This is a genomic window from Brevundimonas sp. (assembly GCF_024711105.1).
Taxonomy (GTDB): domain Bacteria; phylum Pseudomonadota; class Alphaproteobacteria; order Caulobacterales; family Caulobacteraceae; genus Brevundimonas.
In genome coordinates, this window is sequence record NZ_JANJTL010000077.1 from 1 (window position 1) to 13,505 (window position 13,505).

General features: G+C 70.4%; 11 protein-coding genes. 9 read left to right on the plus strand and 2 right to left on the minus strand.

The features are described 5' to 3' along the window. Positions 1-114 precede the first annotated feature (114 nt). Positions 115-558, plus strand: a complete 444-nt coding sequence (locus Q0M60_RS05800; RefSeq protein ID WP_296817131.1) for a biopolymer transporter ExbD — start codon at positions 115-117, stop codon at positions 556-558. A gap of 63 nt (positions 559-621) precedes the next feature. Here the strand turns inward: Q0M60_RS05800 and Q0M60_RS05805 are convergent, their stop codons facing one another. Continuing rightward, positions 622-2,286 (minus strand): alkaline phosphatase D family protein, encoded by a 1,665-nt coding sequence (locus Q0M60_RS05805; protein WP_296817134.1) that lies wholly within the window; start codon positions 2,284-2,286, stop codon positions 622-624. A gap of 76 nt (positions 2,287-2,362) precedes the next feature. Between Q0M60_RS05805 and Q0M60_RS05810 the strand changes: the two genes are divergently transcribed. From Q0M60_RS05810 to Q0M60_RS05820, 3 genes are all read left to right on the plus strand, one after another. Next, the gene (locus tag Q0M60_RS05810) at positions 2,363-3,358 is read left to right on the plus strand and encodes an RluA family pseudouridine synthase (protein WP_296817137.1); all 996 of its coding nucleotides are present in this window, start codon (positions 2,363-2,365) and stop codon (positions 3,356-3,358) included. A gap of 113 nt (positions 3,359-3,471) precedes the next feature. Next, the gene (locus Q0M60_RS05815) at positions 3,472-5,460 is read left to right on the plus strand and encodes a hypothetical protein (RefSeq protein WP_296817140.1); all 1,989 of its coding nucleotides are present in this window, start codon (positions 3,472-3,474) and stop codon (positions 5,458-5,460) included. Between the two features lie 68 nt (positions 5,461-5,528). Further along, complete coding sequence (locus Q0M60_RS05820) at positions 5,529-5,696, plus strand: hypothetical protein (RefSeq protein ID WP_296817142.1); 168 nt, start codon at positions 5,529-5,531, stop codon at positions 5,694-5,696. 62 nt (positions 5,697-5,758) lie between these two features. On the opposite strand, the gene Q0M60_RS05825 is transcribed toward Q0M60_RS05820, so the two are convergent. Next, on the minus strand, positions 5,759-7,819 hold the full coding sequence (locus Q0M60_RS05825) for a S9 family peptidase (protein WP_296817144.1): 2,061 nt from the start codon (positions 7,817-7,819) through the stop codon (positions 5,759-5,761). A gap of 108 nt (positions 7,820-7,927) precedes the next feature. Between Q0M60_RS05825 and Q0M60_RS05830 the strand changes: the two genes are divergently transcribed. The 5 genes from Q0M60_RS05830 to addB all read left to right on the plus strand — a co-directional run. Beyond that, positions 7,928-8,773, plus strand: a complete 846-nt coding sequence (locus Q0M60_RS05830) for a 1-acyl-sn-glycerol-3-phosphate acyltransferase (RefSeq protein WP_296817147.1) — start codon at positions 7,928-7,930, stop codon at positions 8,771-8,773. Next, a complete protein-coding gene (tsaE, locus tag Q0M60_RS05835; RefSeq protein ID WP_296817150.1) occupies positions 8,770-9,240 on the plus strand; it encodes a tRNA (adenosine(37)-N6)-threonylcarbamoyltransferase complex ATPase subunit type 1 TsaE in 471 nt (156 codons plus the stop codon). Before Q0M60_RS05830 ends, tsaE begins: the two co-directional genes overlap by 4 nt. Next, positions 9,230-10,330, plus strand: coding sequence for an N-acetylmuramate/N-acetylglucosamine kinase AmgK (gene amgK / locus Q0M60_RS05840; RefSeq protein ID WP_296817153.1), 1,101 nt, complete (start codon positions 9,230-9,232; stop codon positions 10,328-10,330). The genes tsaE and amgK overlap by 11 nt, the downstream gene beginning before the upstream one ends. Then, positions 10,327-11,064: a nucleotidyltransferase family protein gene (locus Q0M60_RS05845; protein WP_296817156.1), complete on the plus strand. Its 738-nt coding sequence runs from the start codon at positions 10,327-10,329 to the stop codon at positions 11,062-11,064. Before amgK ends, Q0M60_RS05845 begins: the two co-directional genes overlap by 4 nt. Beyond that, positions 11,061-13,505: double-strand break repair protein AddB (addB, locus tag Q0M60_RS05850; RefSeq protein WP_296817159.1), on the plus strand; the 2,445-nt coding region annotated here is incomplete at its 3' end. The genes Q0M60_RS05845 and addB, both read left to right, overlap by 4 nt.

Genomic DNA, 13,505 nt, shown 5'->3' on the forward strand with positions numbered 1-13,505 from the left:
GTTCGGGAACCTCCGAGCCCGCCTTGGCGCTTTACAAGGCGGCTTCTCGCCGCCAAGAAACGCGACCGTAGGGACCGCGCTGGCGCGCGGGACCGTTGAGGAGGTCTTCAGCGCATGGCTGCAAAACTTTCGGGGCCATCCGGCAAGGGCGGCGTGATCGAGCAGAACGCGGACATCAACGTCACGCCGTTCGTCGACGTCATGCTCGTGCTGCTGATCATCTTCATGGTGTCGGCGCCCCTGGCCACCGTCTCGATCCGTCTGGACCTGCCGCCGCCGGTCCCGCCGCCGGAGAACGCCGAGCCGCCGCCGCCGCCGACCTTCATCTCGATCGCGCTGGACGGCACGCTGTACGTCACCACCGGCGAAGAAGCCCCTGAGTCCGTCACCCTCGAGGGCCTGGATTCGGAGCTCTACAGCCGCCTCGGCAGCCGTGAGGAGCGGGTCATGATCCGCGCCGACGCCGACGTGCTCTACAACGACTTTATGGTGGTCATGAACGACCTGCAGTCCAAAGGCTGGTTCCAGGTCGGCCTGATCAACGAAGACATCTCCTAAGCGTCCGCGACGCCAGGATTTCGAACCGCCCCGGCCCGCGCCGGGGCGGTTTTCGTTTGGGCCTCACGCCACCCGAGTCAGCGTCCCCAGGCCCGCGCCGTCAGCCTCCACCCGGAAGCGCGCGCGCTCCTCGGTCTCGAAGTCCCGGGAGGCTATGGTCGACAGGCCGATCATGCGGCACTCGGCGGCCTGCGGCGTCAGGCTGAGCACGAAGAAGCCGCGCGGGCCGAAGTCGCACCATTCAACCTCTGGGTTCTGGGCGGCCATGATTTCGGCCAACGGCGCGCCCGGCAGGGCCTGGGCGTAGGAGGGAACCGGGCTCGAGACCGCCGTGGCGCCGAACTCGACCCCCAGACGCCCCCGCGCATCGCTCAGCGTATTGGCCCAGGCGCAATGGCTGTCGCCGGACAGGACCACCAGCCGCGCGTTGGCGCTGCGCGCCCGGGCGTACAGGCGGTCGCGCTCAGCCGGATACCCGTCCCAGGCGTCGAGGTTCATGGGAAAGCCGCCCGCGCCCAGCGCAGCCATCTGGGTCAGGCGCCGCTGCTGATAGGGCTGCAGCGACGGCAAGGCCGCCTCGATCGCCGCCGGACCGACGGCGGCGGTGATGTCGGGAACCACCATCCGGGCCATCAGCACCTGGTTTCCCAGCACCTGCCAGGCCGCGTCATTGCCCAGGGCCTCTCCCAGCCAGTCGAGCTGGGCCTCGCCCATCAGCCGCCGATCGGGATCATCGAGACGGGAGCGGTCCAGCGAGCCGTCGGCGGCGGTGATATGCTCGTACTCAAGCTGTTCCGAGCGGGCCGACAGACGCGTCTCCACCATGTGCAGGGCCGCCGATCGGCCGAACTGGAAGGAGCGTCTGACCGCCTCATGCAGTGGCGTCCCAGCAGCGGGCTCACGGATCGGGTTCCACTCCAGATAGGCCCTGAGCGCGGCGGCCTTGCGATCCGCCCAGCTTCCCTCGCCCTCGTCGTGGTTCTCGGCCCCGCCCTCCCAGGGGTCGTTGGTGACCTCATGGTCGTCGAAAGTCATGATCCAGGCGGCCCGCGCGTGCGCCGCCTGCAGGTCCGGGTCGGCCTTGTACTGGGCGTGCCGGGCCCGGTAGTCGGCCAGGGTCACGATCTCGTGCGCCGGCTCGGGGATCCGCCCGAGCTCCAGCCCCGTGCGCATGCCGTAGTCGGTGGGCCCGGCGCCGTATTCGTAGATGTAGTCGCCAAGGTGCACGACCGCGTCGACGCGCTCCAGCCCGGCGATGGCGCGATAGGCGTTGAAATAGCCGCCCGGGTGAAGCGAGCAGGAGGCGACGGCGAGGACGACCTCGTCGGTCGACTCCTCGGCGGGCAGGGTGCGGAAGCGGCCCACGGGGGAAATCGAGTTGAACCGATACCAATAGTCGCGTCCGGCCTGGAGGCCGGTGACGAGCACCTTGAACGTCCAGTCGTCAGCAAGGCGGCACATCCCAAGGCCACTCTGGACAACGCGTTCGAACCCTTCGTCCTCGGACACCTCGAATTCCACCCAGGCATGTCTCAGATACGGGGGGCCGGGACTATCGAACGTAAGTCGGGTCCACAGGACGATGCTGTCCTGACTGGGGTCACCTGCCGCGACGCCATGGCGAAAGCTCGACGGATCGATCTCGCTAGGTCCTGACGGCGTCGCACAGGCCGAGGTGGCCGCCCCCGCGCCGATCAGCCCCAGCGCCTGTCTGCGGTCGATCCTCATGCTCTGCTCCGTTGACGCGTCCCCGCCCTCTCTAGCCCATGTCGCGCGACAGGCCGATGACCGCTATGCAGGCGGAATGGCGCATGCGGGGCTGGACGAGGCGGAGGACGGGGGCGAACCGCTCGTGGTCGAACTAGGCCCGGACGCCGCCGGCCTCAGGCTCGACAAGGCGCTGGCCGAGGCCTGCCCCGACCTTTCGCGCGCACGGCTCCAGGCGCTGATGGCCGAGGGCCGCGTCAGCCGCGAGGGCGCCGTCCTGGCTGACGGCTCGGCCAGGGCCGCGCCCGGCGTCTACGAGATCGACGTCCCCCCGCCCCTGCCCGCCGATCCGCAGCCCGAGGCGATCCCGCTGGCCGTCCTGTTCGAGGACGCGCACCTGATCGTCATCGACAAGCCGGCGGGCATGACGGTGCATCCGGCCCCGGGCAACGAGACCGGCACCCTGGTCAACGCCCTGCTGCATCATTGCGCCGGCTCCCTGTCGGGCGTGGGCGGGGTGGCCCGGCCGGGGATCGTCCACCGCCTCGACAAGGACACCTCTGGCGTGATGGTCGCCGCCAAGTCGGACGCCGCGCATCAGGGCCTGTCGGCCCTGTTCGCCGCCCACGATCTGGACCGAATGTACGTCGCCCTCACCCGTGGCGCGCCCAGGCCTGCGGCCGGCCGGGTCGAAAGCCGGATCGGCCGCTCGTCCTCGGACCGCAAGAAGATGGCCGTGCTCAAGACCGGCGGCCGGCTGGCGGTCACCGACTATCAGACCGTCCGGTCCATCGGCCCCGCCGAGAGGCCGCTGGCCGCGCGGGTCGAGTGTCGCCTCCACACCGGCCGCACCCATCAGATCCGCGTGCACCTGGCCTCGGTCGGAGCGCCGCTCCTGGGCGACCCCGTCTATGGCTCGGGGGCGCCTGCCGCTCCCGTCCGCGAGGCCATGATCGAGGCGGGGCTGGATCGCCAGGCGCTGCACGCCGCGGTCCTCGGCTTCGTCCACCCGATCACCGGCGAGCTCTTGCGGTTCGAGACGCAGCCTCCGGCGGACATGGAACGGCTCCAAGCGGCGCTCGGGGCGCTCTAGAGCCTTCACGAATTTCTCTTTTCGAGGGGCTTGGAGCGGATTAGCAATCCATGTTCGGCGGGCTCGTCCTTGTCCGGATTTCCGGGCGGGGGGCCCGGCGAGGGGGGACATCCATGGGCTCGCTCACCCGGGCGAACGCGGCGCGCAGCGGCGTGAAGGCGTCCGCGGCCGCAAAGCCGACCACGCTCAAGGAACAGCAACTCGGCGACGTCGGCCTCGGCGAGCGTCTGCGCTACGAGTTCGACAAGTCCATGGCTGCGGGCCCGATCGCCCTGGTGGGCTGGCTGAGCCTGGTGACGCTCCTGGTCATCCTGTTCGCGGCCACGGTCCTGGCCCTGACCCGGATTGGGCCAGACGGCGGCTTCGGCTGGATCGAGGCCGCCTGGCAGTCGCTGATGCGCACCATGGACGCCGGCACCATGGGCGGGGACGAAGGCTGGACCTTCCGACTCCTGACCCTGTTCGTGACCCTGATGGGCATCCTGGTCTTCTCGGCCCTGATCTCGATCATCTCCGCCGGTCTGGACTCGGCGCTGGAGAGCCTCAGGAAGGGGCGATCGCGGGTTCTGGAAGTCGACCACACCATCATCCTGAACTGGTCGCCCTCGATCTTCGACATCGTCTCGGAGCTGACCATCGCCAACGTCAGCCGCAAGAAGCCGCGCATCGTCATCCTGGCCGACAAGGACAAGGTCGAGATGGAGGACGAGATCGCCGACAAGGTCGGGGACCTGAAGAACACCCAGGTCATCTGCCGGTCGGGCGACCCGACCGACCTGTTCGACCTCAGCCTGGCCAATCCCCAGACCTGCCGCTCGATCATCGTGGTCTCGCCCGAGGGCGCCGAGGACCCCGACAGCAACGTCATCAAGACGGTGCTGGCCCTGACCAACGATCCGCGCCGGCGCGAGGCGCGCTACCGGATCGCCGCCGAGCTTCGCAACGCGGACAACGCCGAGGTGGCCCGAATTGTCGGCGGCGACGAGGTCCAGCTGGTCCTGGCCGACGACCTGATCTCGCGGATCGTGGTCCAGTCGAGCCGGCAGGTCGGACTGTCGGCGGTCTATTCCGAACTGCTCGATTTCGACGGCTGCGAAATATACACCACCGAGCAGGATGACCTCGTCGGCCAGACCTATGGCGACGCCATCCTGCGCTACGAGGATAGCGCCTTGATCGGGCTCAGATATCCTGACGGGCGGGTGCGGATGAACCCGCCGATGGACGAAGTCATCCCCGAAGGCGCGCGGGTCGTGATCATCGCCGAGGACGACGACGCCATCCGCCTGACCGAGGCTCCCGAAGACGCGATCGACATGTCCATCGTCCGGGCCCCGCGCGCGGTCGAACGCAAGGCGGAGCGGGTGCTGATCCTGGGCTGGAACCGCCGCGGCCCGATGATCGCGCGGGAGCTGTCGCGTTATGTCCAGCCTGGCTCGCTGCTCACCGTCGCCTGCGACACGCCCGGATGCCGCGAGGAAATCCTGTCCATGCCGCTGGCCTCCGACGCCCTTACGGTCGAGGCCCGCGTGATCGACACCTCCAGCGCTTCCGCCATCGAGGACCTGGACCCCATCTCATACGACAGCGTCATGGTGCTGGGCTATTCGGACACCATGGCGGCCCAGTCGGCCGACACGCGCACCCTGATCACCCTCCTGCACCTTCGCCGCCTGTCCGAGCGCGCCGGCGAGCACATCAGCGTGGTCTCCGAGATGATCGACATCCGTAACCGCGAGCTGGCCGAGGTGACCCGGGCGGACGACTTCGTGGTGTCCAACAAGCTGGTCAGCCTGATGCTCGCCCAGGCGTCCGAGAACGAATACCTCTCGGCCATCTTCGACGACCTGCTCGATGAGGATGGGTCGGAAATCTACATCCGCCCGGTCGGCGACTACGTCGAACTGGACCAGCCCGTCAGCTTCTACACCCTGATGGAGGCCGCGCGGCGGCGCGGCGAGACGGCCATCGGCTATCGCCGCCGCCGCTCGGACGGGGAGGATGACGGCCGCAACATGGGCGGGGTGGTGGTCAATCCGAACAAGTCCGAACGCCTCGACTGGGTCGAGGAGGACCGCCTGATCGTACTGGCGGAGGATTGAAGCTTCACAATATTTGCGAGAAATCGGCGAACGGGGTTATGGTGAATCGCCCTTGGGAGGGGGCGTCCATGAAAAACGTGCTTCTGATCCTCGCGCTCGTGCTGGTGGCCTTCGGCCTCTACGTCCAGTTCGGCGCGCCTGATTTCGCCGCCGCCTGGCCGGCCTGGTACGCCTGGGTCGCCATGGGCGTCGGCGTCGTCATCGGCCTCTACGCCTTCATGAACAAGAAGGCCTGACAAGGCTCCGCCGGAATTGAAAAGGCCCCGGACCGAGCGGTCCGGGGCCTTTTTGTTATCAGCTACTCCCGCGTCCAGCGATCAAGCCAGTCGGTCACGGTGCGGTGCCACTGCAGCGAGTTGTGGGGCCGCAGCACCCAGTGGTTTTCCTCGGGGAAGTAGAGGAGGCGGCTGGGGACGCCCCGGCGCTGCAGCGCGTTGAAGGTCATCAGCGACTGGGTCTCGGGCACGCGATAGTCGCGGCCGCCCTGGACGACCAGCATCGGCGTGCGCCAGTTCTCGACGAAGCGCATCGGATTGAAGCGCTCATAGGCCTCGGGATTGTCGTAGACCGTGCCGCCGTTCTCCCACTCGGTGAACCACAGCTCCTCGGTGGCGTAGCCCATGGCGCGGGTGTCGAAGATGCCGTCGTGGTTGACCAGGCACTTCCAGGGCTCGGACCAGTTCCCGGCGATCCAGTTGATCATATAGCCGCCGTAGGAGGCGCCCAGCGCGCAGGCCCGGTCCTCGTCCAGGAAGCCGTAGTTGGCCACGACGTGGTCCCAGCCACGCTGGAGGTCTTCCAGCGGGCGGTCGCCCCAGTGCTGGGTGATGGAGTCGGTGAAGGCCTGGCCGTATCCGGTCGAGCCGTGGAAATCGATCATCACCACCGCATAGCCGGCGCCGGCATAGGTCTGCGGGTTCCAGCGGTAGGACCAGGCGTCGCCGAACGAGCCCTGCGGCCCGCCGTGGATCAGGAAGGCGACCGGATACTCCTCACCGGGCGTGAAGCCGTGCGGCCGCACGATGTAGCCATGCACCGTCTCGCCGTTCCAGCCGGGGAAGGAGAACTGTTCGTAGTCGCCGAGGTCCACCTGGGCGAGCAGATCGCCGTTGTGGTTAGTCAGCTGGCGCGTCGCCTGGCGGGTGCGCGAGGGGGTGAAATAAAGCTGCGCCGGACCGTCCATGCCGTCGCGGGCGTAGACGAAGCCGCCGTCGGCCAGCTGGGCGCCGGCCACGTGGCCGCCCGTCGTGACCGGCGTCACCGATCCGCGCCGGACATCGATGGCGAACAGGCGAGTCGTCCCCGTATCATCGGCCGTGGCGTAGAGCGTCCGGCCATCCGCGGACCAGAACAGGCTGTCCGCCGAACGGTCCCAGTCCCCCGCGATCTCGCGCGTTTCGCCCGAGGCCACGTCCATCAACATGATGCGCCAGCGGTCGGCCTCGAAGCCCGGGCGGCTCATGGCGCGATAGGCCATGGTCCGGCCGTCGGGCGAGAAGACCGGGCCGGTGTCCCAGGCCTCGTTGGCGTCCGTCAGGTTCTCGATCGCCGATCCGCCCGAGAGCGGCGCGCGATAGAGATCGAAGTTGGTCGACCAGGGCTCGGACTGGCCGGCTTCGCGGGCGGAAAAGACCACCGCCTGGCTATCGGGCGTGAAGGCGAACTCGCTCTCGTCGCCGAACGGCACGCTGGGGGTGTCCCCGTCGAAGCCGTGCATCACGCCCCGCGCCGGGCCGGTCGCCACGCCCTGGGCGTCCAGGTCGAGCGCATAGAGGTGGTTGCGGCGCCCGTCCTCCCAGGTGTCCCAATGGCGCACGAAGACACGATCGTAGATCTGGCCCGTCTCGGGGCTCGCCTCGCGCTCGGCGACCTCGCCGGCGGTGCATTCCAGGTCGTCCTGGCAGGCGGTGTAGACCTCGAGCGCCACGATCAGGGTCCGGCCATCAGGCGAGATCGAATAGGCGCCGACGTCGAGCGGCAGGCTGGTCGCCTGCACGGCCGTGCGGCCGCCGTCAGCGCTGACCCAGACCTGGCCGCCGCGCATGAAATAGAGCTTGCCGTCCGGGCCCCAGCGTCCCGTCGAGGCGCCCTCGTCGGAGATCGGCAGGCGAACCGGCTCACCGCCCGAAACCGGCACGGACCAAAGGCTGGTCACGCCGCGGTTGTTCTCCCAGTCGGTCTGGCGCAGGCCGTAGACTACGGTCCGGCCGTCCGGCGACACGCGCGGATCGGACACCCGCTCCATTCGGACCAGGTCGTCCGGCGTCAGGGCGCGGCCGTCCTGGGCCAGCGCCGGCAAGGCCACGAGGGTGGAACAGAGGGCCGTCATGGCCATCAGCGGCCGGGCGATACGAAGCATGCTTTGGGCTCCCAGAAACGTCGGCGGGATTGCTAGCATCGCCGTTAGGCCCGCGCACCCCTTGTCGCGCTTGCTCCCGGATCGTGGCCGGTCAATCATCCGCGCCGAATGAGCGACCGGTCGGATTCACCTCACATCGTCGACGTGCTGATCGCCGAGCGGGCGCCCAAGCTGACGGGCTCGCTCGCCTGGCCGGTGGTCAAGCCGGTGCTCTACGGCGCGCTGGACTACGCCAAGGCGCGGCGCATGGCCGACGCGGTCCGTCCGCTGTCGGGCCAGGACGCGCTCGATTACATCTCGGCCCTGCTGGACCTGCAGACCTCGGCCCTGTTTCTCGACAGGGTGCCCAGGGAGGGCCGCTGCGTGGTGGTGTGCAACCACCCGACCGGCATCGCCGACGGCCTCGCCGTCTACGACGCACTCAAGCGCGTTCGATCCGACGCCATCTTCTTCGCCAATGCCGACGCGCTCAGGGTCGCGCCGCGCCTCGGAGAGACGATCATCCCGGTCGAATGGGTCGAATCCAAGCGGACCCGGGAGAAGACCCGGGCCACCTTGCAGGCGGCCAGGGAGGCATTCGAGGCCGAGCGCTGCGTCGTCATGTTCCCCGCCGGGCGGCTGGCGCGCCGGGCCGAAGACGGCCAGCTGACTGATCCGCCGTGGCAGATCACGGCGGTGTCGCTGGCGAGGAAATACGCCGCGCCTGTCTCTCCCATTCATGTGTCGGGACCTGAATCGAAGCTGTTCCACACCTTCGACCGCGTTTCGGAGGAGCTGCGCGACATCACCCTCTTCCACGAACTGCTGAACAAGCGCGGGCGGCGCTTCCAGCTGACGGTCGGGCCGCTGATCCCGCCCCATCGACTGGACGTCGATGCGGCCAAGGCGACCTATTCGCTCAAGGCCTATGTCGAGCGCGTCCTCGCCAATCAGCCGAACGCGGAGTTCGCGTGATCCTCTCGGACGGGATCGAGTTGGACCTGCCGGATCCGGCGGCGACCGCGCGGCTCGGCGCGGCGCTGGCGGCGGTCGCCCGCGCGGGCGAGGCCGTGCTGCTGTCGGGCGGGCTCGGCGCCGGCAAGTCCGTGCTGGCCCGCGGCTTCGTGCAGGCCTTGGCCGGCGAGGACGAGGAGGTCCCGTCGCCGACCTTCACCCTGGTGCAGTTCTACGAGGCCGAGCCGGCTGTGGCGCATTTCGACCTCTATCGGCTGGCCCACGAGGGCGAGGCGCTGGAGGTCGGGCTGGAGGAGGCGTTGGACGAGGGCGTGGCCGTTGTCGAGTGGCCCGAGCGGGTCAGCGCGCAGGGCTGGGCTCGCCTCGCGCCGGACCGGCTGGCTATAGAGCTGACGCATCTGGACACGGGACGTCGCGCCCGGCTCGTCCCGCACGGAGCATGGAAGGGCCGTTCGCTTGAGTTCTGACCGCGAAGCCGAGCGCATCGCCTTTCTGCAATCCGCCGGACTGGGCGATGTGGTGCGCACGCCGCTGGCGGGCGACGCCTCGACGCGCCGCTATGAGCGGCTCACGCGCGCCGACGGAACAAGCCTGATCCTGATGGACCAGCCCCCGGCGGCGGAGAGCGCGGTCGCGCCGCCGCAAGCCACCGAGCTGGAGCGTTTCAAGCTCGGCTACAATGCGGAGGCCCGGCTCTCCGGAGGCTCGGTGTCGGCCTTCGTGGCGCTTGCCGGTTGGCTTCGGGCGCAGGGACTTTCGGCTCCCCGCATCGTCGCCCACGACGCCGGGCGTGGATTGGCGGTGCTCGAGGACCTCGGGGACGACCTCTTCGCGCGTCACGACCGGGACCTGGAGACGCTCTATGCCGCCGCCGTCGACGCCCTGGTGGGCCTTCACGAGGCGGACCCGCCTTCGATTGTTTCGGCCGACGGAGAGAACTGGCCCCTGTGCCGTTACGACGACCAGGCCTACCGGGCCGGGCTCGATCCCTTCCTGGACTGGTGGTTCGACTTCGCCGGGCTGGAGCGACCGGGGCCGGAAGCCAGGGATGAGTGGCGCGCGCTCTGGGCGCCGGTCATCCGGCGGGCCGAGTCAGGCCGATCGGTCTTCGTCCACCGCGACTATCACGCCGAGAACCTGTTGTGGCTGCCCGAGCGCCAGGGGCTGGCGCGGGTCGGCATGCTCGACTTCCAGGACGCGGTCGCGGGCCATCCGGCCTGGGACCTGCTGCACCTGCTGCAGGACGCGCGGCGCGACGTGCCGCCCGAGCTGGAAGCGGCCATGCTCAAACGCTATCTGGCCGCGCGCCCCGAGACCGACCGCGAGCAATTCCTCCACGACTATCGCGCCCTGGCGGCCCTGAACGCCGCACGCATCCTCGGCCGGGTCTTCGCACGGCAGGAGGTGGCCTTCCGCCGAAACCGCTACACCGCCTTCATGCCGCGCACCTGGGCCCACCTTGAGCGCAATCTCGGCCACGGCGACATGGAAGGGCTTCGCGCCTGGTTCGATCGCCACGTTCCGCCCGAGGCGCGGGTCGCGGAGAACCGGTCATGACCGTGCCGACGACCGCCATGGTCCTGGCGGCCGGGCTGGGCACGCGCATGCGGCCGCTGACCGACGACCGGCCCAAGGCCCTGGTCGAGGTCGGCGGGCGGGCCCTGATCGACCACATGCTGGACCGGCTGGCCGAGGCGGGCGTCAGCCGCTTCGTGGTCAACGCCCATGCGCACGCCGACCGGCTGATCGCGCATCTGGAGGGGCGGCCCGGCGTGGTCGTCTCCGACGAGCGCGGCCACGATCTGCCGCTCGAAACCGGGGGCGGCATCAAGTTCGCGCAAGGGCTGCTCGGCGAGGCGCCGATCCTGGTGGCCAACATCGACAGCGTCTGGGTGGAGGACGCCGAGCCGCCCGCCAGAGCGGTCAGGGCGCTGTGTGAAGGCTTCGACCCGGCGCGGATGGCGGCGCGGCTCCTGCTGGCGCGGATGGAGCGCACGTCCGGCTTTGACGGACCTGGAGACTTCTATCTCGAAAGCGACGGGCGGCTCATCGGCCGGCGCGCGGCGGGAGCGGCCACGGCGCCGCTGAACTACATGGGGGTCCACATCGTCGATCCGCGTCCGATCTACGCCCATCCGGAGACGGCCTTCGGCCTGTTTCCCGGGGGCGGCGGCCTGTGGGGCGGCTGGGCCGCCGAAGGCCGGCTGCACGGCGCGCTGATGGAGGGCGACTGGATGCACGTCGGCGACCCCGCCGCGCGCGACGAGGCCGAGGCCCGGCTGGCCCGGTGAGCGGCCGGTTCGATCCCTTCGCGGGTCCCGCGCCGCGCTGGCGCACCATCGCCGCGCACCGGCCCTTCCTGGAGGACCTGGCTGCGGGCGTGCTCGACTGGCTGGGCGACGCCCCGCCCGAGACCCTGTCGGACGCGGTGATCCTGGTGCCCAACCGGCGCGCCGCGCGCGACTTCGCCCAGGCGCTGGGCCGCATCAGCGGCGACCGGCCGGTGCTCCTGCCGCAGGTCCGCCCGCTCGGCGACCTGGAGGAGGACGAGCCGCCGTTCTCTCCCGGTGAACTGGGCCTCGACCTGCCGCCCGCCATCCCACCGCTGCGCCGCCGGTTCGAAATGGCGCGGATGATCGTCGAGGAGTTCGATCCCGGCTTCTCGCCGCTGCGCGCCCTGGAGATGGCGGATGCGCTCGGGGGTTTCCTGGATTCCTGCCAGCTGGAGGAGGTCGAGGACCCGGCCCGCGTCGCCGGCCTGGTCGACGGGGACCTGGCCGAGCACTGGCAGGAGGCCGCGCGGTTCCTCGGCCTCGCCGTCCAGGCCTGGCCCGAGCGGCTGAAGCGTCTCGGCTTCATGGACGGCGCCGAACGGCGGGTGCGGCTGCTGCGCCTGCTGGCCGAGCGCTGGACCGAGGTGCCGCCGGTAGGGCCGGTGCTGGCCGCCGGATCGACCGGTACGGCGCCGGCCGCCGCCGCCGTGCTCAAGGCCATCGCCGAGGCGCCGCAGGGCTGTGTCGTCGTCCCCGGCCTCGACCTGGAGCTGAAGGACGAGGTCTGGGCCCAGGTCGACTGGCAGCATCCGCAGCACGCGCTGAAGCGGCTGCTGGAGACCGTCGAGGTCAAGCGCGATCAGGTGGGCGGCTGGTTCGAACCGGTGGGCGAGGCCCGGGCCGCCGCGCGCGGCCGCGCCCGTCAGCGGCTGTTGAACGAGGCGCTGCGCCCCGCAGAGGCGACCGATGACTGGCGCGCCGAGATCCAGCGTTTCCGCATCGAGGCGGCCGGGACTGGCGACGTCGCCGATCCGATCGCCGAGGGGCTTCAGGGCTTGTCGCTCGTCAGCCTGCGCAACGAGGAGGAGGCGGCGTCCGCCATCGCGCTCCTGATGCGCGAGGCGCTGGACACGCCGGACCGGACCTGCGCGCTCGTCACGCCCGATTTGGATCTCGGCCGCCGGGTGGCCGCGCGGCTGGAACGCTGGGGCGTGGTCCCCGACATCTCCGGCGGCGCGCCGCTCAGCCGCGCGACCGCGGGCCGGCTGATCGACCTGGGCGCGCGCTTCATGGCCGACGGGCGCAGCCCGCAGGCGATGCTCGGCCTGCTGAAGCATCCGCTGGTCCGCATCGACCTGGACGGGGCCCGCCTGCGCGACGCGCGCGAGGCGCTGGAGGAGCACGCGCTGCGGGGCCCTCGCCCTCGGGACTGGACCGCCATCCGCAAGAGACTGCTCAAGGCCGCGGAGCCGAGCGAGCGCGGCGGTCCCAAGCCGGGCTGGAAGCTGGAACGCCTGGCCTCGGCGCAAGGATTGGCCGACCGGCTGGAGGCCCTGAATGGCGCGGCGGTCGCGGCCTTCACGCCCAAGGCTCCGCTGGACGTCGCCGCCCGCGCCCTCGTCGAGCTGGTCGAGGCGCTAGCCGGCCAGGCCGTCTGGGCCGGCCACGACGGCGAGGCCGCCGCCGCTCTGCTCGGCGAGCTGATCGACGGCGGCTCAGCTCTCGGAGAGGTCGACCGCCAGACTTTCCAGACTCTGGTCGCGACCCTGCTGACCGAGCAGACGGTGAGGTCCGGCGGGGCGACGCACCCGCGCCTGCGTATCCTCGGGGCCATCGAGGCGCGGCTGGTGCGGGCCGATCGGATGATCCTGGCCGGGCTGGAGGAGGGGGTCTGGCCCGCCGGCGCGCCGCTCGATCCCTTCCTGTCGCGGCCGATGCGCAAGGAACTCGGCCTGCCGCCGCCCGAGCGGCGCCAGGGCCAGACGGCCCAGGACTTCGTCCAGGCCGCCTGCGCCGACGAGGCCATCCTGGTCCACACCGAGCGGCGCGGCGGCCAGCCGGCGGTGCGCTCGCGCTGGCTGTGGCGGCTTCAGATGCTGCTCGCCGGCGCCTCGGTCGAGCTGCCCGGGGCGCCGCGCATCGCCGACTGGACCCGCGCGCTCGACGCGCCGCCCGCCGGCCGCCCCGACTTCGCCAGACGGCCCGAGCCCCGTCCGCCAGTCGCGCGCCGCCCGCGCGCCCTCTACGTCACCCGCGTCGAGCGCTGGGTTCGCGACCCCTACGCCATCTATGCGCGCCTGATCCTCGGCCTGGAGGAGATGGAGCGGCCCGGTGCCTCGGCCGAGGCGCTCGCGCGCGGCAACGCGGTGCACAAGGCCATCGAGCGCATGACTGTGGCCTGGCCCGATGTCCTGCCAGACGACTGCGCCGACCAGCTCGAGGCCATGCTGCTGGAGGAA